The organism is Candidatus Krumholzibacteriota bacterium (genome assembly GCA_016932415.1).
Lineage (GTDB): Bacteria > Krumholzibacteriota > Krumholzibacteriia > Krumholzibacteriales > Krumholzibacteriaceae > Krumholzibacterium.
This window is the reverse complement of record JAFGCX010000038.1, coordinates 26,063-49,606: the sequence shown is the minus strand read 5'-3', so window position 1 is coordinate 49,606 and position 23,544 is coordinate 26,063. Positions and strand designations below refer to the sequence as shown.

At 50.7% G+C, this 23,544-nt stretch carries 17 protein-coding genes; 9 read left to right on the top strand and 8 right to left on the bottom strand.

Annotated elements, in window-relative coordinates:
- Positions 1-148 precede the first annotated feature (148 nt).
- The 4 genes from bla (at position 149) to JW814_12710 (ending at position 3,268) form a co-directional block, all read left to right on the top strand.
- Positions 149-910, top strand: a complete 762-nt coding sequence (gene bla / locus JW814_12725; protein ID MBN2072310.1) for a subclass B2 metallo-beta-lactamase — start codon at positions 149-151, stop codon at positions 908-910.
- Between the two features lie 122 nt (positions 911-1,032).
- Positions 1,033-1,650 carry a hypothetical protein gene (locus JW814_12720; protein MBN2072309.1) on the top strand — a complete coding sequence of 206 codons (618 nt, stop codon included), beginning with the start codon at positions 1,033-1,035 and terminating at the stop codon, positions 1,648-1,650.
- A gap of 131 nt (positions 1,651-1,781) precedes the next feature.
- Positions 1,782-2,399 carry a carbohydrate binding domain-containing protein gene (locus tag JW814_12715; protein MBN2072308.1) on the top strand — a complete coding sequence of 206 codons (618 nt, stop codon included), beginning with the start codon at positions 1,782-1,784 and terminating at the stop codon, positions 2,397-2,399.
- 422 nt (positions 2,400-2,821) lie between these two features.
- Entirely contained in the window at positions 2,822-3,268 is a 447-nt protein-coding gene (locus JW814_12710) for a hypothetical protein (protein MBN2072307.1), read from the top strand.
- 27 nt (positions 3,269-3,295) lie between these two features.
- On the opposite strand, the gene JW814_12705 is transcribed toward JW814_12710, so the two are convergent.
- The gene (locus JW814_12705; protein ID MBN2072306.1) at positions 3,296-5,029 is read right to left on the bottom strand and encodes a carbohydrate-binding domain-containing protein; all 1,734 of its coding nucleotides are present in this window, start codon (positions 5,027-5,029) and stop codon (positions 3,296-3,298) included.
- Between the two features lie 200 nt (positions 5,030-5,229).
- Between JW814_12705 and JW814_12700 the strand changes: the two genes are divergently transcribed.
- The 3 genes from JW814_12700 to JW814_12690 all read left to right on the top strand — a co-directional run bounded on the left by JW814_12700 (position 5,230) and on the right by JW814_12690 (position 9,774).
- Positions 5,230-6,789: a T9SS type A sorting domain-containing protein gene (locus tag JW814_12700; GenBank protein MBN2072305.1), complete on the top strand. Its 1,560-nt coding sequence runs from the start codon at positions 5,230-5,232 to the stop codon at positions 6,787-6,789.
- A 76-nt stretch (positions 6,790-6,865) separates the two neighbouring features.
- Entirely contained in the window at positions 6,866-8,431 is a 1,566-nt protein-coding gene (locus JW814_12695; protein MBN2072304.1) for a GNAT family N-acetyltransferase, read from the top strand.
- Positions 8,432-8,580: 149 nt separating this feature from the next.
- Positions 8,581-9,774 carry an FIST C-terminal domain-containing protein gene (locus JW814_12690; GenBank protein ID MBN2072303.1) on the top strand — a complete coding sequence of 398 codons (1,194 nt, stop codon included), beginning with the start codon at positions 8,581-8,583 and terminating at the stop codon, positions 9,772-9,774.
- 82 nt (positions 9,775-9,856) lie between these two features.
- Here JW814_12690 and JW814_12685 read toward each other — a convergent pair whose 3' ends face one another.
- From JW814_12685 to JW814_12660, 6 genes are all read right to left on the bottom strand, one after another.
- Entirely contained in the window at positions 9,857-10,336 is a 480-nt protein-coding gene (locus JW814_12685; GenBank protein MBN2072302.1) for a 3-isopropylmalate dehydratase, read from the bottom strand.
- Positions 10,337-10,338: 2 nt separating this feature from the next.
- Positions 10,339-11,601 (bottom strand): 3-isopropylmalate dehydratase large subunit, encoded by a 1,263-nt coding sequence (locus JW814_12680; protein MBN2072301.1) that lies wholly within the window; start codon positions 11,599-11,601, stop codon positions 10,339-10,341.
- 33 nt (positions 11,602-11,634) lie between these two features.
- Complete coding sequence (locus tag JW814_12675) at positions 11,635-13,443, bottom strand: 3-isopropylmalate dehydratase large subunit (protein MBN2072300.1); 1,809 nt, start codon at positions 13,441-13,443, stop codon at positions 11,635-11,637.
- A 16-nt stretch (positions 13,444-13,459) separates the two neighbouring features.
- A complete protein-coding gene (locus tag JW814_12670) occupies positions 13,460-14,035 on the bottom strand; it encodes an HDIG domain-containing protein (GenBank protein MBN2072299.1) in 576 nt (191 codons plus the stop codon).
- A 25-nt stretch (positions 14,036-14,060) separates the two neighbouring features.
- On the bottom strand, positions 14,061-15,245 hold the full coding sequence (locus JW814_12665; protein ID MBN2072298.1) for an isocitrate/isopropylmalate dehydrogenase family protein: 1,185 nt from the start codon (positions 15,243-15,245) through the stop codon (positions 14,061-14,063).
- A 191-nt stretch (positions 15,246-15,436) separates the two neighbouring features.
- Positions 15,437-18,721 (bottom strand): SpoIIE family protein phosphatase, encoded by a 3,285-nt coding sequence (locus JW814_12660; GenBank protein ID MBN2072297.1) that lies wholly within the window; start codon positions 18,719-18,721, stop codon positions 15,437-15,439.
- A gap of 277 nt (positions 18,722-18,998) precedes the next feature.
- Between JW814_12660 and JW814_12655 the strand changes: the two genes are divergently transcribed.
- The gene (locus JW814_12655) at positions 18,999-19,559 is read left to right on the top strand and encodes a 2-oxoacid:acceptor oxidoreductase family protein (GenBank protein MBN2072296.1); all 561 of its coding nucleotides are present in this window, start codon (positions 18,999-19,001) and stop codon (positions 19,557-19,559) included.
- Positions 19,560-19,591: 32 nt separating this feature from the next.
- Positions 19,592-22,543 carry a hypothetical protein gene (locus JW814_12650; GenBank protein ID MBN2072295.1) on the top strand — a complete coding sequence of 984 codons (2,952 nt, stop codon included), beginning with the start codon at positions 19,592-19,594 and terminating at the stop codon, positions 22,541-22,543.
- Between the two features lie 55 nt (positions 22,544-22,598).
- On the opposite strand, the gene JW814_12645 is transcribed toward JW814_12650, so the two are convergent.
- Positions 22,599-23,480: a YihY/virulence factor BrkB family protein gene (locus tag JW814_12645; GenBank protein MBN2072294.1), complete on the bottom strand. Its 882-nt coding sequence runs from the start codon at positions 23,478-23,480 to the stop codon at positions 22,599-22,601.
- Between the last annotated feature and the right edge of the window lie 64 nt (positions 23,481-23,544).

Sequence of the window (23,544 nt, the reverse complement as noted above, 5' to 3'; positions counted from 1 at the left end):
TTAGTTGTCTGTCACCTGACAACTGCTTACAGAAGACGGGTTTCACTGCCACGGCCCCTGCGGGGGCAGGGCCCGCGCCAGTGAAGCCCGCGGCTGAAGCGAAGATTGTTATGCTCAGGGAGGAGGAAGAGTGCAGTTCTACTCGTCGTTGATAAAAGCGACATCGGTTGTCGTGTTCGGAATTTGTTGTGGGTTGGTTCTGACAGAAGCATCTGCAAGAGCGCAATCGCCACGTGTGCTTGTAAGCCATCTTGTCGGCCCATTGTGGGTCGCCGAGGACACATACTACGCACGGGAAAACTCGATCATTTATGTTGGCTCCGAGAGTGTAACCATCATTGGAGCCACATGGACGCCCGCGACAGCAGAGTTGCTTGCAGGAGAAATCGCAAAGGTAACGAATCTCCCAGTTTCGGAAGTCGTCAATACCAATTATCACCCAGATCGTACCGGGGGGAACGCCTACTGGGAAAGCATCGGGGCGAAGGTCATCTCCACCCAAATGACATATGACTTACTTGAAAGCGACTGGGCGGCTGTAGTCGAGTGGACTCGCCGGGCGATTCCTGAGTATCCGAATTTGCCTCTCGTTCTCCCTGCGGAGACGTATCAGGGTGATTTCGAGTTGCAGAAGGGGCAAGTGCGTGCGTTGTACTTAGGTCCCTCGCACACGCCGGATGGAATATTCGTGTATTTTCCCAGCGAGAAAGTCCTGTACGGTGGTTGCATTCTTAAGCAAGGCCTCGGTAATTTGAGTTTTGCGAACTTGGAGCAGTATCCGAAGACTTTACTCAAGCTCAAGGAGCTTGAATTAGATATAAAAACTATCGTTGCCGGACACGGGGCCCCTGTTCATGGCCCGGAGTTGATTGACCACTATCTGGATTTGCTGGAACGTAATGGTTCGTAGGGCTGCGGGATAGAGCATAACAAGAGTTTGAACCTGACAAAGTCGCTTGTCACGCCCCGTGCAGGCGCTCGGCACGCGTCAACCGCCTTTGCAGGCTAAACCAACGTTAGACGCATGTAACTATGAAAAAAAGTATCTTCATATTGGTAGTAGCATTATTTATGACCCATGCCTATGAATCTCACTCGGTGCTGGTTACGATGACTAGGTTTTGCACTGTTCCAGGAGAGGAACTCATTGATAGCATACCACCATCTCCTCCAATCTTAAGTATAGCGAATATTGGTCGAGGTTCCGGCTCCATAACTTTAGATAACGGCAGTACGCCATGGGTAGAGGATATTAGCAACGGCGAAATTAGCTTCAACGTGTTGGATGCAGAAGACAATCGCACTCCTTCGGAAAAACTGGGGTACATGTTTCATCTACTAAATGGCACAACGCCTGAAAATCTCAAAGTTCCTGAAGGATATTATTATTCGCATGATAGTCGGATATGGATATTTTGGGATGACGGAGAAAATTGGACTCAGGATTCTTTTAGTTTTACACTATATGTTACTTCCATGGATCGTGCTGGAAATGTAAGCGATGCATCAAATGTAGTCCAGGTAGAACATGATGGACGCAAGGGGCAGGACGAAAAATATATTCGCAGAAAAAAGTGGCTTGAAACTTTATTCGACAAAGAAAGGCAGGATACAGATACTTCTCGCGTATGGAATGAGTCAGAGCGCTAAATAATTCAGCGTCTAACACTTGCAGCAGACGGCTCCGGCCTGTCACGGCCCTTGCCTGGGCAAGGCCCTCGCCTGGATCGCCCTACTGCTGTAGGGAATTGTAATATTCACGGTTTCAATAGGGAGGATAAATGGTTTTGACAAGAAGCGCGATTCGAGTGCTGGTTGGAGTATCATTTTCCTTGATTCTTATCGCCGGGGCTGCCGGTTATTGTGGAGATGGGCAAACAAACTTTGTTAAAAACGGCGGCTTTGAATACGAACTGGGATCTGGGGAAAATCCTGACCATTGGAATGCAACGCGTGTTCCTCAAATGAAAGATTTCGTAGATCTCAAGTGGGATAAAGATTTCTTTCATTCCGGCAAAAGATCAGTTTCAATTACAATTGGCAAAGATCACCCAAGAACCATGATACATTATCACTGGAATCAGGCTCCATTGAAATGCATTCCCGGATTAACATATGAAATCTCCGGATGGATAAAAACACAAGACCTGAAGGAATCAGCGAGCATTCTAGTCCAGTGTTGGGATCGAGGAATGAAGAAAAGGTTGGGACTTGTCAGCACCGAACACGATTACAAGGTTCTGGGTACCTCTGATTGGACGGAAGTTAAAACAACCATAAAGATTCCAGAAGGAACCTGGAGGGTTGTGATTCTGGCTGGTATTCTTGGACATGCGAATCCCGGAGGCAAGGTATGGTTCGACGACATATCAGTTGTCCATGTCTCAGATGATGGATAGGTAAGCAGGGATATAACCTCCGCTTGCAGAAGACGGTTCTCCCTGCCACGGCCCTTTCCTGGGCAGGGACCGCGAAGGGAAAGTCAGCAACTGAAGCGGAATTGTTCAGCCTACAGTGGTAAACGCGTTGTTTTGTCGAAGCAAATGACAGATTGCGTTAGTAATGGTTTTCGGGGTTTTTTCGCGAAAGGAAGAAAAAAGTGCGAAAACATTCTCTGTTGATGGCGTCGTTGGCTGTGCTGATTGTTTTACCGCGGAGTTTAATCGCTTTCGATAAGTCACGCGTTGAGTCATTATAATTACGGATTTTCTAACTACTGCTTGCGGCAGAAAGCTCGGCCCCGGCGCGCTCCCTGCTTGAGCGGAGTTCGCGCCGAGGCCGTAAGCCGATTAATAAAGTAATATTTTATATTTGAGGTAATATGATCTACTTTGCGAAACACTTTCTACCCGGCGTTATTCTCGCGGCAGCATTCATCGTGATCTTTATGGTCCTTAAAACGAGGAAGCCGGGTAATACGGCGTACAAATACGCCGTCGGACTATCGCTCACGGCAGCATTCCTTCTCTTCTGGGTAAACGGTGCTGTTGGCGTCATAGGGGCTTCCGATGAAGACGCGAACATGATGTATTATGGTGTGCTTGCCGTCGGACTCATCGGTGCCATACTGGCTCGCTTCCATCCACGTGGGATGGCACGCGCGTTGTTCGCAACAGCGCTCGCTCAGGCGTCGGTTGCCGTGATCGCCTTGATCGCCAGGTTTGGTTCCACCGGCCCAATCTGGCCATGGGATATCCTGATCGCCAACGGGTTTTTCGTCGGGCTGTTTATCGGCTCAGCGATGTTGTTTCGGAAGTCTGAACGGTAGCGAACTATTCTGATGGCAGTTGGATCACTATTTCTCGATTGGTGTGACCACCTCGGATATGGTGAAGGTGGTTGACAGCGATCCTCCGGAATAGCTGCCTCCGGTAATCAGTCCATCGTTGTTTAAGCCGGTAGAAACACCTCCCAGATAGACTCTGTATGTTTTCCCGGTCTCAAGGTCAGGAGAAGAAAAACCGATCGACTGATACCGATGAAGCGGTTCGAAGGTCGCTATCTCGTTTCCGTCGCTGTCGTCGATATGGAATATCGTTGACGCGGAATTGGCAAGGGTGAAGGTCATCATAACAGAATTCTGGGTAGAGACCGGGCTCGGCGCCTGGGTCATGTGGGATGAACTGCCCGATCCAACGATCAACCCTCCCGATATATCGAACGTCCCGTCATAATCGAACATCACTTCGGGGTCATTGGAAGGTCCGTGTATTATGACTGTGCCACCTTTCATGACGATGTTGCCATTACTGTCGATCCCGTCTCCTACACTTGCGTTCAGGACGATATATCCTCCATAGATATATGTGCAGCAGCCGTTATCAAGTTCAGCCCGGGCCCCGGCTGTTGAATTGACGCAATCATCAGATGAGATGACGCTGATATTTCCACCATAGAAAACAATGAAATAACCTTCGATCCCTTCGAACGAACGGGTTATGGATATATTCCCGTCATTTATGGAGAGGGTATTATCGGCGTGGATCGCGTCGTCGCCGCTCGCCAGAGTGAAATCACCGCCGTTGATGATCATATCCGTATTGGAATGAATAGCGTCATCAGCCGAGTCTACGCTGATAATACAATCATCGATGACGACGTATGCGTTCCCCTTGATCCCTTTGGCTGAATCATCTTCGCCGATGACAGCGTCGCTGCCTCCGCCGGCCAGAATAGTGATCGTTCCACCCGAGACAAGCAGATCCGATTCAGCGTCTATTCCATCATCGGAACTGGTCAGATCGATAACACCATGCTCGATCAATATATACCCCTTGTCTTCATCGTCATCGTCTGATTTCAGCGCGTCTCCGCCACTAGTGATAATAATTGATCCATCCTTTACGACCAGGTAATCTTTGCCCCGTATCCCGTCATCCAGCGCGTCCACCGTGATAATCCCGCTGTTTATTACCAGGCCATCTTTGCTGGTGATGCCGTCGTTGTAATTTGCGTCGATCGTCAAAGAACCGCTGCCGTAGAAAGAAAGATCGTCTTTGCTGAATAGCGCGGCGTTCGGCTCATCGTCTTCAGGGTCATCGAATATGTATGTATCTCCATCGGCAAGATGGCTGCCGGTGTCTTCGGGGAGGATGATTATTGTCTTTTCCGCTCCGGCGATATTGATCGGAGCGCTGGTCGAGCATGTAATATCGGCATTATTTAAAATGAGGCGGACGATTCCGTCATCATCGGTATCGATCGTTATCTGTCCATCGGTCAGCGCTCCGCTTGCGCTGTAATTACCCGACGCGGTGATTGTCGCTTTGCTGCCATCGACTGTTACTCCGGGCCCGTCGACCGAAATGGAGGACCCGTTCAACGTGATATTAACGACGCTGCCGGCGTCCCAGGTATAATCCTCCGGTTCATCGTGACTGGCGCAATTTTCGGCCATCAGGTCAGAGACGGTACTATTGTCCTGCTCGATATCATCCAGGTAGGTGCGTGTCGGTTCGGTGCCGGTACTGCATGCCGATATCCCTGATACGACAGCGATAGATATGAACAACACAATGAATCTCCTCATGCCGGTCCTCCCTCGATCCTTGTTCTCGATGCCTGTTTTGAATGGTCACCGCGCCGGATATGAAATGACGACAGCGAGTGACTATACAAAATATTAGATTCAATCGTTTATTCATACTGAAATAAATTCGCTATGAGGATGTTGGACAATACCAGGGAGTTATGGTAGAATATCATCATCCAGATCCAAGGGAGGCCGTTATGAAGTCTGCAGCCTTCGTTTCAGTTGTATTTCTCTGTGTGAATCTTACGTTACAGGCAGAGGCCCAGTCCGTACCCGATCCTCACGATACCCTCTTCGTGACAGCTTCGATACCTTACGAAGGCCGGTATGGAAGCGGCAACGCCTATGTATACCTGTCCGATCCGCTGGGTACGATCACAAACCCGGTGATAGCCGTTGAAGGTTTCGATCTGGACAACAGCATGGGGTGGGATTATCTCTACAACCACCTGAACAATCACGACCTTCTCGAGACCCTGAGGGCGGATGGTTACGACCTGATAATCCTCGATTTCACCGATGCCACAGATTACATACAGCTTAACAGCTACGTGCTCGTCGAGCTCATTCAACAGGTGCAGGCGGTGATAGATCCCGAACAGACGATCGTCGTCGCGGGGGCGAGCATGGGAGGGTTGTGCGGAAGGTACGCGCTCGCCTATATGGAGAGGCACTCGCTCGAGCACAGGGTGAGGACATTCATCTCTTTCGACGCCCCGAACCGTGGCGCGAATATCCCCCTCGGAATACAGTACTGGCTCGATTTCTTCTCGGGACTCTCCACATCCGCCGCCGATCTGCTGGCCAGCCTCGACCGCCCCGCCGCGAGGCAGATGCTTGTCTATCACCATACGCCCGAGCCTGGATCGACAGGCGAGCCTGATCCGCTTCGCGCGGAGATGCTTGCTGATTTTATCGCGGTCGGCGAATATCCGCAGAATACGAGAAATGTCGCGATAGCCAACGGGAGCGGCTATGGAACAGAACAGGGGTTCCTTCCCGGCGATCAGATCATCGATTACGAGTACAGCGATCTCCTGACTACCATCCGCGGTAATGTGTGGGCCGTTCCAGAAGGCACGTCACAGATGATATTCGAAGGATTTGTGAGGCTTGTTTTCATTCCGATAACGATGAACGTTACCGTATCGGGCACGGGGCCATACGACAGCGCGCCAGGAGGGTGGCGATCTTCGATGGCCGAAATGGACTCGACCGAGGCTCCGTACGGCGATATTATCGCCCTCTACGATAATCATAGCTTCATCCCAACGATAAGCGCCCTCGATATCGATACCGGCGACCTGAATTATGATATCGTGGGAGACCCCGATCTTTTGAGCCATACACCATTCGATGCGGTCTACTATCCGGCGGGGAATCAGGAGCACGCGTCTATAACGGCTGAGAACGCGCAGTGGTTCATAGATGAAGTCGATTACATCACGACCGGCGATCCGTGGGAGAGCCTGCCGGCCGCTGGCGTGGTAATGTATCAGAACTATCCCAATCCGTTCAACCCGGTAACGACGATCGGTTTTTACCTTCCTCGCCAGATGCGTCTGAAGCTAAGCGTATACAATGTCAAGGGCGAGCTGATCTCAACGATCCTCGATCGTGAAATGAACGAAGGTTACAGGGAAGTGGTCTGGAACGGGACTAACAACAATCGGACTCCGGTCGCGAGTGGTGTTTACTTCTACCAGCTTGTCAGCGGCAGATACTCGCAGACACGCAAGATGATCCTGATGAGGTGATTCGGCGCTTACCGGTACAGATGATCCCTGTCTATAGTAATGACATGACAACCTTCTCGAGAGTGAGGAAGATATCTTGAAGAAACCGCAGGCCAAAATAACAGTTCGGAAGTGGCGCCGTGAGGACATCCCTGAAGTCATAGCATGCAGCAGGGCCGCATACCAGGATTATCTGGAAGAGTACATATATACGCAACGTCAATATGAGATGCAGTTCGCCGCGTTCCCGCAGGGGCAGCTGGTTGCTCTCTGCGGACAGAAGGTTGTGGGGTACGCTACATGCCTGATAGTCAGCATCGCCGATGAATTCTGGTACGATGTCGATGAACTGACAGGAGCCGGTACATTCAGTACGCATAACCCTGATGGGGATACCCTGTACGGATCTGATATCGCTGTGCACCCTGACTACAGGCGCAGAGGTATCGCCACGATGCTCTACAAGAGGCGGTACGCCATCCTGAAGAGATACAATCTGAAACGAATGATCGCCTACGGCAGAATACCGGGATACAGGGAATACGCCGGCAGGATGACGGCAGAACAGTACGTGGAAAAGGTGACAAATGGAGAATTGCGCGATTATGCCCTGAACACGCATCTGAAGGCCGGATACCGCGTGAAGAAAGTTCAACTCGATATCACTGTCGACCGTTCCAGCCTTAACTACTCAACATTTCTGGTCATGGACAATCCTGAATTCAACATAGCTAAAAAGAAGATATCCTCAGGAGTCTTCCCGAAGATTCAGGCACGCAGGGTCAGGGTCTGCGCCGCGCAATATCACATGAGGGCGATACAATCTTTTGAAGATCTGGAACGTTCCGTGGATTTCTTTGCCGATACGGCGGATTCCTATCACTGCCATTTCCTGCTGTTTCCCGAATACTTCACTTATCAGCTCCTTAGTTACATGAAGCACCTTACCATGAGACAGGTCACAGAGGAACTCGCGCTCTATGCAGACCGGTATATCGACATGTTCAGACGGATCGCGCAGAAATACAACATCTATGTTATTGGAGGATCTCATCCTGTCCTGAGAGATGGAAAATATTATAACACGGCGCACCTGTTCGCGCCGACCGGGAAGGTCTATACGCAGGATAAACTTCATATCACTCCAGCGGAACGGAATGAAGGCGGGATAGAGCCAGGCTCGGCAATCAGGATCTTCAGGACGCCCCTGGCAAGGATAGCGATCCAGGTCTGTTATGATATCGAGTTCCCGGAGTTATCGAGGCTGCTTACGCTGGCTGGCGTAGAGATCCTGTTCGTACCTTTCTACACGGAGGAAAAAAAGGCATACTACAGGGTAAGGCATTGCGCCCAGGCCAGGGCGGTTGAAAACTTCGTATATGTCGTGATGACTGGAAGCGTCGGTAATATGAAGACCGAATCGGGCTCCTTCCTCAACTACAGCCAGGCGGCAATACTGACTCCAAGCGATTTTTCGTTTCCGGAAAAAGGAATAGAAGGAGAGGCCGATCCAAACGTTGAGGCGGTAGTCGTCTCAGAACTGGCACTTTCCTCTTTATCACAGCAGAGACATGTAGCAACGGTCAGGCCATTGCACGATATCCGATCGGATCTATACGAGTTGCAACCCAGGGACAAAATAGAGATAATCCAGGTCGATTGAAAACGGATCTCCACATCATCCGCTCTGCAGTAAACCGCAGCTCGTAGGATAATCAGGTAAATATATCAATCAATATTGCCGATAAGTGACTATTAGAAGAAATACAGGTCCACAGGGGATAATTTTGATAATGATTGAAAGGAATTGAGATGAAAATTGCCACTTCATGGAGCACATCACCCGATACTGAAGAATCAATTAAAACAGCATACAAGCTTCTTCAGTCGAAACTCGGGGGTGATCCTGACTGGATGGTCGTTTATAGCTCCGTCGGGTATGATTGTGATCGACTCGCTGCTTGTCTCAATCGGATCGATCCTGGTCTTTCAATCCACGGAGGCTCTTCCTGTCAGGGAGTCATGACCGACGCGGGATTTCATTCGCTGGAGGGAACCGGGCTGGGATTATTCGGTATCAAAGATCCATCAGGTGCTTATGGAGTCGGCGCCGAAGATGTTAAGGCCAGTCCGAGAGATGCCGGCAGGAATGCGATTCAAAAAGCAATCGATGCGGCTCACCGACCAGGTGAGAAACCTCAGCTTGTTTGGTTGACATGCGCACCCGGGTTCGAGGAAGATATTATCAAGGGAATTGAAGAAGTGATTGGTAGTGATATTCCGATTGCCGGCGGCAGTTCGGCCGATAATACGATCGAGGGACACTGGAAACAGTTTATTAACGGAAAAGGCTTCTCAAATGGAGTGGTGATTACGGCACTGTATCCATCGACCAGAATGCATTGGTCTTTCTGGAGTGGTTATTACGCCACCGACAAGATGGGAAAAGTGACAAAATCTCGTAAACGCACGATTATGGAGATCGATAACAGGTCTGCGGCAGAGGTCTACAATGAATGGACGGGAGGAGCTATAAAGGAATCTCTGAAAGGTGGTTCAGTTCTCGCAAATACCACGCTCTATCCAATAGGCCGGCCCTTGAAACAGATGGGGAGCCTGAAGTTTTACTGTCTTTCACATCCCGAATCGGTGACTCCGGATGGCGGGTTGAATATCTTTACTGATATCGGAGAGAATGAAGAGATAGTGCTTATGACAGGTTCAAAAAACAGACTGGTCGATCGAGCTGGTACCGTGGCTAAATCAGCTCTCAGAAACGGACTGATATCGTCAGATCAGGTAGCAGGAGGCCTGATAATCTACTGCGCCGGATGTATGTTGACCATCCAGGATGATATGCCGAAGGCCGCGGCCAATATAAGGGAGACGATCGGAGGAAATCCGTTTCTTGGCGCCTTCACATTCGGAGAGCAGGGTGCCCTTGTCGATGGCGCGAATCACCATGGGAATCTGATGATATCCGCGGTGCTTTTCGAGTCTGAGTAATAATACACTGTCGTCTATTTACCATCCGGGCCGTCGATCGGAATCGATTATTGTCCTGAAATGAACTCGCCTTGACAACCCTCTATCCCTGAAGCTGCTCCCTTGTAAAGTTGAGAAGGCCGCCGGCGTCGCGTATCTTCAGTATCTCGGGCGGGAGCTTGGGAAATGAGAAGCTCTGCCCGCCGACATTTACCGTCGCGTTTTCGATATCGAGGGTGACAGGTTTATCTCCGCTGTACGCGTCGACAGCCCCCGGGCACTCGATCAGGAGCAGGCCCTGGTTTATCGCAGCCCGGTAGAATATCCTCGCGTAACTTTTGGCGACGATCGCCTTGATGCCAACCGCTTTCAATCCGACAACCGGCTGTTCTCGCGACGATCCGCAACCAAAATTGCTACCGGCAAAAAGAATATCTCCTTCGGCAACATTCGACGCGAACTCTGGATCGAGGTCTTCTAGAAGGTGGGGAAGTATCTCCTCGGCAGTTCCGCAGGAGTATGTATATTTCCCCGGAAAAAGCATGTCTGTATTGATATCATCTCCGTATTTCCATATCTTCATAATCATACCTCCTTGCGGGGATCTACTAGTTTGCCGGCTATGGCCGACGCGGCGACCGTTTCAGGGCTTGCCAGATATATCTCCGCTTCCTTGCATCCCATCCGTCCCTTGAAATTACGATTGGCTGTGCTCAGGCACTTCTCTCCCGGCGCGAGACATCCCTGATGGGCGCCGAGGCAGGGGCCGCATCCCGGAGGGAGGATCATCGCTCCGGCTTCGGAGAATACCGTTATCAGTCCTTCGAGGATAGCGGCCTCGAATACATCCTTCGACGCGGGAAGCACGAGAAGCCTCGTACCCGGCGCGATCTTTTTACCTTTCATTATTTTCGCGGCGCTTCTCAGGTCGCTCAGGCGTCCATTGGTGCAGGTACCGAGAAAATACTGATCGAAGAAGATCCCTTTTTCCTTTGAAACGGAAGAAATATTATCGACCGTATGAGGACGGGCCACGACAGGTTCGATCTTTCCCATGTCATATTTGAGTTCCCTGATATAAACGGCATCTTTGTCGGCCCATACAGGTTCATATGCAGACCTCGCCACTCCTATCGAGGCGAGGTATTCTTCTGCCAGCCGGTCAACGGGGAATACGGCGATTTTGGCCCCCATCTCGACGCCCATATTGGCGATTGTGAAGCGTTCCTCGATAGAGAGGGAGGATACCTCTCCGTGGAATTCTACGGAGCAGTAGTTCGCGCCGTCCGCTCCGATATCTCCTATGATCGAGAGAACAAGGTCCTTAGCCGAAACCGGGTGTTTCAGCTTCCCAGTGAGAGTTATCTTAATCGTCTCGGGGACTTTAAGCCATGTCTCTCCCCTGAGAAGAAGCGCGGCCGCCTCTGTGCGGTCTATCCCGGTGGAAAATGCTCCCAGGGCGCCGTACGAACAGGTATGAGAGTCGCTTCCGACTATGATCGTTCCAGGGATCGTGAATCCCTTCTCCATAACGACCTGGTGGCAGATCCCGCTCCCCGCGTCGAAAAAGTTCTTTATCCCGTAATCGGAAACGAACTGTCTGACAGTCTTGTGGTTGGCGGCCGTTTTTTCATTGGCCGCGGGGATCACGTGATCGAGTACTATGACCGGCATGTCGGTCCTTGCCACTCCGTACTCCTTCAGGTCGTCCTTGATCTTACCGACTATGGCCGCGGTATTGTCATGGGTGAGGAGATGTTCCGGCTTGACGATGACGATCTGGCCCGCCGTCACTTCCCGCTGACCTGATTTAGAAGCCAGTATCTTCTCGGCAAATGTCTTTCCCATTATCCGATCCTTTGTTCGAAGGTATCCTGTGACTTAATCCTCATTACTCAGAAGCCCGCCCTTGAGGTAGATATTCATCTGCACCTCGGAAAAAGAACCTTTCACCTTTTTTCCCGAAGGAAGGGTGACACTCTCGTCCTCGAGATTTACCTCGATCTCTTCTCCATCTTTAAGTCCCGAAGAGAGAAGGGCGGCGGTGACAATCGGAAAACCCTTGTTGATCGCGTTTCTCTCATAGATCGCGCCGAAAGATTCGGCGATGACGAGAGAGATCCCGAGGCTCTTGAAACAATCGACCGCCTGCTGACGCGACGATCCCGCTCCGAAATTCTTTCCCGTAATGACGATATCTCCGGGACCTGCCTTTTTAGCGAAATCTTTCCATCCTTCGAGATTGTCGAACGTGTACTGTCCCATCTCGTCGATATCGGTGATCGTCAGATACCTGTTATGGTATATCATGTCGGTATCTATATTGTCGCGGTCGATTAGCCAGACCTTCCCTTTGAAGACTATCGGTCTTTTTTGAGCTTTCGACCGCTTTTTCTCCGCCACGAGGGTTTCTCCGGGTTCACCTGTCGAGAAAAGGAAAGGCTCGGCCGGGATAGAGTCGGGAAGGGTTATTATACCGGCAACGGCCGAAGCGGCGACCACGGCGGGAGAAGCGATATATACCTCGCCTTTTCCCTGCTTTCCCGCGAAATTGCGATTACCGGTGCTTATAGTCACCTCACCCGGACCGTTCTGCCCGATCTGCCCCGCCGCGCACCCCGCGCAGCCCGCGTTGCCTACAAGCGCACCTGAATCCTTGAATATTTTCAGCACTCCTTCATCGAGACAACGCCGCCAGACTTCGTCGGTTGCCGGTACGATCTTAAGAACGACACCGGGGGCGACCTTTTTCCCCTCGAGGACGGCCGCCGCCGCTTTCATATCCTCAAAACGGCCGTTCGTGCACGAGCCGATAAAGGCGGAACCTATTTTAGTGCCCGCGACGTCGGCCACGTCGACCACATCTTCGGGATGCCCCGGCCTCGACGCCTGGGGAACCAGTCCATCTATATCGATCTCTATACTCTTTTCGTAAACGGCATCGCTGTCCGCCCTGACAGGTTCGATCCTCTTGCCGCTCACTTTTGCCATATAGTCGATCACATCCTGGTTGGGAGAGAAGAGAGATATTATTCCGCCCATTTCGGTCGCCATCGACGCCATCGTTATCCTTCCCGAGAGATCAAGATCGTCGATGACATCTCCACAGACCTCCGCGGCGTATCCGAGGAGCCCGTTCGCTCCGAGCTTCTTAAGCATCGCCAGGACGAGATCCTTCGGCGTGGTGAGGGGCGAGGGAGTCCCCTTGAGGATCACCCTGACGGTAGGAGGGACCTTGAACCAGACCTTTCCGTAAGCGAAAGCGTGGGCAATATCGACGTCTCCCATTCCCTGGCCGAAGGCGCCTATCGCGCCCAGAATGTTCGCGTGAGAATCTGTAGATACGAAAGTCGATCCGGGCAGAGCAAGACCCTTGTCGATCGCGATATGAGTGCCTATCCCGGCGTCGATATCGTATACGCCGATAGAATGTTCCCTGGCGAAATTACGGCATATCTGTTGATTGGTCGCGTACTTCTGATCGGAGCCGCCTGGGTTGCAATCGAAGGTGAAGGCGGTCCTGGCGGGATCGTCTATCCCGAGGCCGTTGTCGACGATATTCTTTGCCACATTCGCTCCGCCGAAGTCCCTCGCCACGCGTACATCGATCATGATGTCAACGATCTCGCCGGGAACGACTTCTTTTCCGGCATGCGAGGCGATGATCTTTTCGATTATTGTCTTTCCCACAATGGATCCAGCCTTTCTATTCGATCAACAATCCCTTGCTAAGCATGACAAGGGGGTCGAAGGTGGCGAAATCAGCCTGGTGTATCATCACGGTCTCAGGTACCTGCGGGCGTCCGTCACCTTCCTTCGCGTGACAGATGATGGTATTAAGCAGTTCTTCATCGGCGCCCGATTCGGCGGCAAGAAGAGCCCCCGATATAGGATGGCGTGCGCATTTACCGCTGTGACTCTTTCGATAGCCGCCCGTTCCGTCCCGCTCGATCTCAAGCAGCTTGCCGACATCGTGGAGAAGCCCGCCGGCTACAAGGCGGTCAAGGTCGAAGGGGTACGGCATTTTGCTGTACGCGTCGATCTGCGCACGGGCAAGAGCGAGCGCTCCTTCGGTCACCGCGATGGTGTGCTCTATGAAACTGATCCCTTTTGTGTCGGTAAGAAGGGTGAAGGGGATAGCGCGAAGTTCTTCGACGCTTTCCCAGGCTCCTTTGGCGCAGCCCGCGACCCATATCTCAACGACCATGTTCCTGAGTTCGACTTTCTTTATCTTCGCGAGCTGCGCGGCGAAGATCGATTCGATATCTTTTGAAGTGATCATATCGATTCTCCTGTCGCGATAAGTGTTAAAGTTTCTCCATCACTGCCGCCGCGACCTGATCGGTCGATGACGCGCCTTTTGCCAGGGCGTCGGCGCCGCCTCTGAGTTTAAGCATATCATAGGAGTATATCTTACCCTCTTTGATCACAGAGGCGATGGCGGAACGGATCTTTTCGGCCTTTTCGGTCTCTCCGATGTGGTCGAGCATCATGCAGGCTGAAAGTATCATCGCCATCGGGTTTACGATCGGGGGATCGAGTTTTTCATATTTGGGGGCCGATCCGTGCGTAGGCTCGAAGACAGCGACTTCTTCGCCGATATTGGCGCTGCAGGCGAATCCAAGTCCGCCGACAAGACCGGCGAACCCGTCGGAGACGATATCGCCGAACATGTTGCCGGCGACGATTACGCCGTAATCTTCAGGATTCTTGGTCAGCCACATCATCTGCGCGTCTATATTGGTGTTCCAGAGTTCGATACCGGGATACTCCTTCTGGATCCTCTTGCCCGTTGCCAGCATCATCCCTGAAGTCTCCCTGATGACGTTCGGTTTTTCACATATCGTCACAGACTTGTAACCGAATTTGTCGGCATATTTAAAAGCTTCACCGACTATCCTGTTACACGCCTTCTGCGTGAAGATACGCGTCGATACGGCCAGTTCAGCGGGTGGAGTGGATGCGAAGTTCTTGAATTTCGGATGAGAATTGAGAGCGTCGAGGACAATCTGCGGAGGATTTGTCCATTCGACGCCGCCGTAGAGCCCTTCGGTATTCTGGCGGAAAATGACGGTGTCGACGACAGGTTCCTCGATAGTCCCGCCCGGTCCTTTTCTTATGAAGTTGAGCGGATTGTTGGGAAATGAACGGCAGGGACGTATACAGATATCAAGGTTGAAAAGCTGCCTCATCGCCACTATCGGGCTGTAATAGACAAGTCCCTTGTCCTGAAGCGATGGATCGAGTTCCAGGGCCGCTTCAGATTTAGGCTTGGAGGTTATAGCGCCGAAGAGGCCTATCTTGTGCTTGCTGAGAAGATCGATAGTCCTTTGCGGAAAGGGATTTCCTTCTTTGCACCAGAATTCCCATCCGATATCTGCATGGACATAGTCCGCTTCGAATCCGGCTTTTTCGAGGACTTTAACGGTGGCGGGGAGGACGACCTTGCCGATTCCATCACCGGGCATTGAGACGATAGTTCTTTTACTCATAACCTGTTAACTCCTTTACTGTTAACGCATCGAACCGTGCGGGTCAGATGCGTTGCTCGATCCTCTCGTAACTTTTTTACATTTATACATTAAATCCGCCATTGATGCAAATTTTATAAGCAGATTTATTCCAGGAAATCGACTTTTCGGCAGATCGTGTCAGAAAGGGGGTGAGAGCGAGAGAGGCTGCTTCAGCAGGCCTTGATGACTACAAGAGTGATATCATCGTTCTGGGGAGTATGCCCGGCAAACCTCATGACGTCGTCGACGATCAGTTCCTTGATCTCTCTGGCTGACATCGAAGGCGTCACTCTGTCTTTCAGGAGAGTCTCGAGCGAATCGGTATCATAGAATTCCTTCGACTGGTTGATCGCGTCTGGAACGCCATCGGAGAAAAGGACCAGAATATCGTTATGTTCCATTCTGACCTTCTTTTCCGAATAGGAAGTATCTTCAAGCATCCCAAGGGGCAGTCTCGATCCGACGTTGTCTATCTTCATCAGGCTTTCGGCTGTTTTCAGGATCGGATCGCTGAACCCGGCGTTGGAAAATGCGATCTCTTTCGTCTTTATATCGATCGCCGCCAGGAATAGCGCCGTGTACATCGTAGCTTCGGTCTTGCTGAAGAGAGGTGGATTGATCTCGGTCATGATCTTTGAGATCGAGCTGTTACCCATCGCTCTCGAGCAGATCATGCCGCTTGACATAACCGCTATCATCGCCGCTTTCATTGCTTTGCCCGAAACGTCGCCTATCGCCACGAGGAATCTTGTCTTTTCGATGTCGAGCCACATATAGTCGTAAAAATCTCCGCCTACCTCATTCGCCGGAATGCATGTCCCGCTTATATCGAAGCCATCGATCTGGGGATCTTTATGCGGCATGATCGACATCTGTGCGGCCTGGGCGGCCATCAGCTCCGTCGATATTCGCACGTTCTTGACCCGGCGGTTGTAGAGAATGAATATTATGGCGGCTATTATCAGGCCGATCAGGGCGCGGAACCATAGAGTCTTCCAGAAAGGGGGAGTTATCGTGATCTTTATCGAGACTCCTTCCTCGTTCCAGATACCATCATTGTTCGAGCCCTTGACCCTGAAAATATATTTTCCCGGCTGAAGAGTCGTATATGTCGCGATACGTTTTGAAGAGTCGGTATATATCCAGTCCTTGTCGAGACCTTCCATCATATAGGCATATTTGTTTTTTCCCGGGGCGTAATAATCAAGGGCGGAAAATTCGAACGAGAAGAAGTAATCCTTATGCGAAAGTACGAGTTCATCGATCCTGGCTATAGGCCTGTCCAGATCGACGCTCTTGTTTAGCTTCTTGAATGTCGTCAGTACCACGGGAGGGATGTTAGGGTTGTTGACTATCCTGTCCGGGAAGAAAGAGATGAATCCATCTATATTGCCGAAGAAAAGTTCGCCCGAACTGCTTTTGAACGAGGATCCTCCATTGAATTCGTTGCTCTGGATTCCATCCTCGCTGTTATAGTTGCTGAACTCCTCCGTTTCAGGGTCGAATGAGGATATCCCGAAATTGCTGCTCATCCAGAGTTTCCCGTCGTTTCCTCCGAGTATGCAGTAGACGGAATTGTTCGCCAGCCCGTCGTCTTCAGTGAAATGTCTGAATTTCCCGGTATTTATATCAAGCCTGTTCAGGCCGCCTCCCATCGTTCCGATCCACAATGTGCGTCCTTCACCTTCTAAGATCGTAAAGGCGTAATCGTTGTTCAGCGACTGGGGGTCGGATATATCGGTCCTGAAATGAGTGAAAGTCCCCCTGGCGCGATTCATCAGTTCAAGTCCGCCACCCTGAGTGCCTATCCAGAATCTTCCCGCGCTGTCTTCCAGCATCTCCCTGACGAAATCGTTGCTGAGGCTCGTTGAATCGTCGATATCATGCCTGAACGTCTGGAACTTCCCACTTTCCCTGTCGAAACTGTTCAGCCCGCCACCGTACGTGCCGATCCACATCGTTCCCTTGCGGTCTTCGTAGATCGATCTGATCTCGTTGTGGCTGATACTCGAAGGATCGCCGGGATCGTGAGTATATCTACTGAATTTACCTGTCTTCCGGTTGAACCTGCCTATACCGTCCCGCGTTCCTACCCAGATAGTCTTATTCCTGTCCATAAAGACGATCCTGACTATATCGCTGTTGATACTTTCTGGATCATCATGATCATTCCTGAAATGAGTGAATCTCCCCGATTTTCTGTCGAAATGGTTCAATCCACCACCATGCGTCCCTATCCACAGGGTCTTGTCGGTATCCTCGAGTATCGACCAGACGATCCCTTCATTCAGCGCTTCGGGATCGGTGGGGTCCGGCCTGTAGACGTTGAATTTGCTGAGCTTGCCGTGGAAACTGCTCGTTCCGTCTCCATATGTGCCGAGCCAGATCACTCCCGACCTGTCTTCGAAGATATCATATATCTCGTTGTACCCGATGCTGGTCGGGTCGTTCGGATCATTGAGATAATGGAAGAAACCGTCATTACCCCGGTCGTAGAGGTTGAGTCCTCCGCCTTTCGTCCCTATCCACAGCGAACCGAAACTGTCCTCGTAGATCGCGTAGACATTGTCGTTGCTCAGGCTGGATGGATCGTGGGGATCGTGCCTGTACCTCGAAAAATGTTTCCTGGAATCATCAAGCCTGTTGAGGCCTCCTCCGACAGTCCCGACCCAGAATGTCTCCGACCGGTCCTGGAATATGGATCTTACCGAATTGCTGCTTAGCGAGGAATCGTCACCGGGGTCATGGAGATAATGCCTCATGAGAATCCCATGCGTATCTACGCAGCACAATCCATTCCCGTCCTGAGCTATCCAGAGCATCCCTTCATCATCCTCGTAGATATCGAGGACCGCAGAACCGCCCGGGCTGGTCGAGCTCTTTGAGCTGTCGAGAAACCTGGAGAAGGAATCGCTGACAGGATCGAACCTGTTCAACCCGTCGTCAGTCCCTATCCAGAGAGTACCGGAACGGTCCTCGAGGATAGCGTTGATATTGTTATGGCTGATGCTCGAACTGTTCCTCGGATCGTTGATGTAGAGTTTGAATATACCGGTCTCGGGATCGTACCTGTTCAACCCTCCGTGAAAAGTCCCGATCCAGAGATAACCATGACTGTCCTCGCAGACAGAGAGGATATGGTTATAGCTGAGGCTGTTCGGGTCTTTCGGGTCATTGACCATGACAGTGAAGTCGTATCCGTCGTATTTGTTAAGCCCCGATTCCGTACCGAGCCACAGGAATCCAGTCTTATCCTGGATGATGCATTCGACGATACTCTGTGATAATCCGTCTTCGATCGATATACGTTTGAATTTAATCCTTGGAGTGTCAGCCGTCTGGACCGCGGTGGACGGAGCGGCCGAAGAGGGAAATGATGACACATACACAATAGCGGCCGTAACGACCGCCGCAAGAGCAATGAAGCGCGAAGACCGATTTAAATTTCCAATCATCCGTGACGCATCCCGCCGAATATTGATAGTCCATCCATGAGAATCAGTGATAAGAAAGCACCATATTCTGTCAACTTACTATATTTATATACGTTATTTCAATCGCAAAGTTCCTTGCTGGTAAGAGTTATCGGTTGGAAACTCCGATGGTTTAGTCCTTTTTCATCGTGCCATCTCGTCAGTGATGATCATTCCTGTTGTAAGGGCCGTTCATTCGATGTATTCTTGGCCATTGCCAGCGACGATCAGGACCGGTAAAAAAAACAGGGAGTCCGCCATGTCGTACAAATATTGCATCAGGTTGAGCGGGTCAAGCAACCATGGCCTGAAACAGGCGGCGAGGATACTTGCCGAAGCGGCGGCGATATACGGAGACAAGTATGCCCTTGAAAGTGCTTCGTTCGGTCCGGAAGCGAGAAGTAACATCGCCAGGGCCGATGTCATAATCTCTGACGTACCGGTCGATTCTCCAAGAGTACAGGCGGTCGATTTTCTTCTCGTCCTTACGCAGGAAGCGTTCGAGAGGCATATCGCCGATCTCGCCCCGGGCGGTGTGGTCGTTGCCGATATCGATGTCGAGACGGCAGGGTCGCCTGGAGAGGAAAGGATCTGCAAGATTCCTTTCTTCGAGGTAATAGACAGGTACGTCGATAATTATTCGATGATAAATATTTTTGTCCTCGGTATCTTTGCGTCGATCTCAGACGTACTCGAAGAAAAATCGATCAGGCTTGCGATCATGGCGAGAGCTCCGAAGCTGTCGGAGGAAAACTATCTCAGCGCTTTTGATGCAGGTATTAAAACAGGGAGTCAATATGCCGCGGGAGACTGCGGCTGATATCAGGGCCTGATCGAGGGAAAGCGTCGCCTATGAAGGATCAGTTTGCGAGACTGAAGGAAAAAACGGAGAAACTCGGAAATTACAACCACAAATATCTCCACGTAATATCAAGAAATATCGATCAACTGACCGCGGCCCTCGAACGCGAGGGTGTTCGTGACAGGGTCCATTTCTGGAGTTATTCGATGGAAATCTCGGAAGAGATGGATACTATACTCCAGGTCGCGAAAGATAAAAAAGAGGCTCTCGATTTTCTCGGGTGCTATTACGCGCTGCAGTTTCTGCAGATGAATCTCAGGCTTATAGATATCGTAAAACTCGATCTCGCTTCGAGCAGGGACAGAAGCAAGGTTAGCAAGAAATTCATGCTCGAATCGGGAAGAATGTTCAGGCACCTTACGAGAGATTACATGCGGCGTCTCCTCGATCTCTTTCTCGAGGGGAAAGACCATCCCGAATTCGTCGTCCTTGGCGTCGGGACAAGAGCGGACCAGGATGATATAGACCTGGGGATCGTCTGCGCCGAGGATGGAGACCGCGATAACCTCAACAGCGCGATCGGGCAGCTCAGCAGCCACATGTTCAAGACCGCGACGAGGCTGCATTTCCATCTTTCCGAATATATCGGAGGGAATTCACTGAGCGCGCGGATCGAGGAATATGAGGCAGTACTTACAAGCAACACATACAATTTCATTATTGTCAGCGAGATGATAGGGGCCGCGAATATCCTTGGCAGCGAGGATCTTTATGAGGAATTCAGGAAACGGGTGACAAGCCGCTTTTATTTCGATCCGAAAAACAGGGAGAACCGCTACCACGAGGGTTTCCTCAGGGGAATCCTCGGGGAGATAAAATCGGTCCTGTCCAATCCGAAATCGAAAGACAGCATCAATCCGAAGGAAGACGGTCTTCGGCCGATAAGGGGACTTCTTTCCGCCTTGAAATTGTTATATGGCGTTGAAAGACTCAACGCGTGGGAGATCATAGAAGAACTCAAGGCTAAAAATCCCGGCCGTGAAAAAGAATACGATGACATTGAACGGGCTCTGAGCTTCCTGGAACTTTTCAGGCAGCTGTACCAGATCATGGTCGCTCAGGATGAAGAGATCACCCTAAGCGAACAGTGCATAGGAGATATGGTGGCGCGGATAGCTGAAATGATCGGATTCGAGGAGCGTGGAGTAGTTTCGGCGAAAGAATTCATGCTTGTCGATTATTACAATCACCTCGAGAGCTGTTACCAGGCGATAGAGGTACTTAGCGCGGACCTGAAGAAACATCTGCGCGATATCAGTATATATGGTCCGATATTTTCCGGCGACGCGCGCAAGTCGCCAGGGTATAAAGGCAATCTGGCGATCGACTTTCTCCGGGCTTCGTCGTTTCTCGAGGGAATAACATACTGGGATGATTTTCTCGAAGAGTTGAAGGACGAGAACAATCTTTTTTACGATGAATTCATAGAGAGTTTCAGGGAGCTTCCACGGAGGACACTTAATAAAGTAGCGAAGGGGTATGTCTCGAGCACCGTCTATGAACCGGCCCCAATAATCCAGTTTCTTACTATAATGGGCAGAAAGGCGAATACAGAGGAATCGAAAGAGATCTTCGCCCTGCTGAGCAGGCTGTTCATCGATCAGCTCGGTTCCCTTCCAAGTGTCTCGGATTCACTGGCAAGGATATCAAGCTCCCAGTCGCAGACACTCAACAACTTTCTTGCCCTTCTCGATTACGACCTTCTCGGACGGTTCATATCGATAATAAAAAAGGAACCGGTCATCCCGGAGCTGTTGCCATATCACAAGCAGCTTCTCAGCCTGTCGGACCTCCATTACAAAAGCAGCCATTTTTTTAAAAGACATTTTCATCCGATCCTGAACAAATATCCGGTCTTCATAAAGAACCTCTACAGGAACGAGAAACTCAAGGAGATAACGAAAGGTTTTTACAGTGATATCTCGTCGATCCCGACGATAGACCAGAGAATAGAGCGGATAGGCGATTATTATGATATGGAGTTCGTAAGGGTCAGCCTGCTGACCCTCGCCGGCGCCGGAAGCGAGCAGACAGATGCCGAATTTATCGAGTTCTGCGATAATTACACGCATGCCCTGCACGAAAACTGCCTTCAGGATGTGCACAAATCCCTTGGATATTCGATCTATACTCATGACATGTTCGCTCTCTACGCCACCGGGGGGCACGCGCGCGAACAGGGATTCGACGATGATTATGACATGATCGTGATCCTTGATTCGAGTGATGACGAGATAATCTATTACTGCAACAAGATCGTATCGAAGATGAACTCCCAGATACTCAAGAGGGGAATATTACCTCATCACAGGTTTGCCGAGCATTTTGGCAGTTACGTGATAAGCCTCGACCAGCTGAGCGGATTTCTCAGCGCAGAGACGAAGGATGTGCTCGTTGATCTTTCGCAGATCCTTAGTTCGCGGATGCTCGTCGGACCGAAGAAACTCGATAAAAAGCTCAAGGAAAAGATCATTGAGCCGCTTATTTTCGGCAGGGATGCCGATTTCATAGAGTTGCTGATAGAGGAAATGGTGGCAAGGCACGCCAATGAGGATGATGAGATCAGGAGAAATCTGAAGGAATGCAGGGGGGGGCAGCGTGACCTCGAGATGCTTCTGCTTATATACAAAGCGAAGTACAGGCTTCGCGATCCACTTTCGAGGAAACTTCTTTTATATCTTTCAGAACTCAATCCAAAGAGAAAAGAAGATTTTATATATCTTATCGAGCATCTCGATTTTATTAAAAAGATGAGGGACCTTTACCGTTTGAAGGTAGCCGCTCACGATGTCATAGAGAAAGAATATCTTCCGTCTGTCGCCGTCAGTATGGGGTATGGAGACTCGAGCGACGCGGCGGGAAGGTTGTTTGACGATTTCATTGCAAGGACTGACAGGGCGATGGAAGTAATAATCAGGCTCATGTCAGGGATATGGTCATAGGATTTGGGCTTCCGAGTATTTCTTGGAGATGGGATCGGTTCGATCGATGATGACCTTAATCGAGGTCGACGATATCCCTTCTCGATCCGAATCTTTCCGCATAAGACCTGGCCAGTTCCGCTCCAAAGAGAAAAATCATCGCCGACCAGTAGACCCACAGAAGAAGAATTATGATAGAGCCGGCCGCGCCGTATAGCGACGTGACGATCGTCTTCTGGAGGTACATTTCTATTAGCTTTTCGCTTACGACGAAAAGTATCGACGTGAACGCGGCGCCGAACCATACATCGCCCCATTTTATTCTTATATTAGGTATTACCTTGAAAAGGGTCGCGAAGAGAAGAGTAAGGATAAGGGGTGACAGGAGATCGGGGATGCGAGGCAGAAATCCGGCGACCTCGGGAAACGATTCTAGAAGGAGTTTTTCCGGTATCACCGTGAGAGTCTTCATGACAAGAGATGTATAAAGCGACAATCCAAGCCCGATGACCATGAGAAAGGCGAAAAAATTGCTTCTCAGTATCTGGATTAGTTTTCTCAATAATCCCTGGCTGCGATCGACATCCCTGCCCCAGATCGTGTTGAGAGAGAGGATAAGTTGTTGAAAGACTCCGGTTGAGAAGATTATAAGCAGGAGCAGAGACCCCGAACCGGCCGCGATATTCGCCGAACGGCTCTCCTGGGTGCTGCGAATAATGCTCTGGATCGCGAGGGAAGCTTTCTCGCCTATAGAATCACGCAGCTGGATCACGATCTCGTTCTCCACCGCCTCCGTCCCGAACAGCATGCTGACGACTCCTACTATCACGATAAGAAGGGGAGCGAGGGAGAGTATGGCGTGATAAGCCAGGGCGGCGGCCATCGATGGAACATCGTCTCTGAAACAGCTTTTTGCCGTATCCCTGAAAAGAGAGAAAAAAGATTTTATTCCGTTCATTCTCATAAGCAATCCTCTAACAGTACGGCAACGCATAATAATATACAGGAGTCCGGCAAGCTGT

What these genes read in the sequence shown, in the direction of transcription:
- JW814_12720 (MBN2072309.1), top strand. Translation starts at nt 1,033, where the DNA reads ATGAAAAAAAGTATCTTCATATTGGTAGTAGCATTATTTATGACCCAT.
- JW814_12715 (MBN2072308.1), top strand. Translation starts at nt 1,782, where the DNA reads ATGGTTTTGACAAGAAGCGCGATTCGAGTGCTGGTTGGAGTATCATTT.
- JW814_12710 (MBN2072307.1), top strand. Translation starts at nt 2,822, where the DNA reads ATGATCTACTTTGCGAAACACTTTCTACCCGGCGTTATTCTCGCGGCA.
- JW814_12705 (MBN2072306.1), bottom strand. Translation starts at nt 5,029, where the DNA reads ATGAGGAGATTCATTGTGTTGTTCATATCTATCGCTGTCGTATCAGGG.
- JW814_12700 (MBN2072305.1), top strand. Translation starts at nt 5,230, where the DNA reads ATGAAGTCTGCAGCCTTCGTTTCAGTTGTATTTCTCTGTGTGAATCTT.
- JW814_12690 (MBN2072303.1), top strand. Translation starts at nt 8,581, where the DNA reads ATGAAAATTGCCACTTCATGGAGCACATCACCCGATACTGAAGAATCA.
- JW814_12685 (MBN2072302.1), bottom strand. Translation starts at nt 10,336, where the DNA reads ATGAAGATATGGAAATACGGAGATGATATCAATACAGACATGCTTTTT.
- JW814_12680 (MBN2072301.1), bottom strand. Translation starts at nt 11,601, where the DNA reads ATGGGAAAGACATTTGCCGAGAAGATACTGGCTTCTAAATCAGGTCAG.
- JW814_12670 (MBN2072299.1), bottom strand. Translation starts at nt 14,035, where the DNA reads ATGATCACTTCAAAAGATATCGAATCGATCTTCGCCGCGCAGCTCGCG.
- JW814_12665 (MBN2072298.1), bottom strand. Translation starts at nt 15,245, where the DNA reads ATGAGTAAAAGAACTATCGTCTCAATGCCCGGTGATGGAATCGGCAAG.
- JW814_12660 (MBN2072297.1), bottom strand. Translation starts at nt 18,721, where the DNA reads ATGATTGGAAATTTAAATCGGTCTTCGCGCTTCATTGCTCTTGCGGCG.
- JW814_12655 (MBN2072296.1), top strand. Translation starts at nt 18,999, where the DNA reads ATGTCGTACAAATATTGCATCAGGTTGAGCGGGTCAAGCAACCATGGC.
- JW814_12650 (MBN2072295.1), top strand. Translation starts at nt 19,592, where the DNA reads ATGAAGGATCAGTTTGCGAGACTGAAGGAAAAAACGGAGAAACTCGGA.
- JW814_12645 (MBN2072294.1), bottom strand. Translation starts at nt 23,480, where the DNA reads ATGAACGGAATAAAATCTTTTTTCTCTCTTTTCAGGGATACGGCAAAA.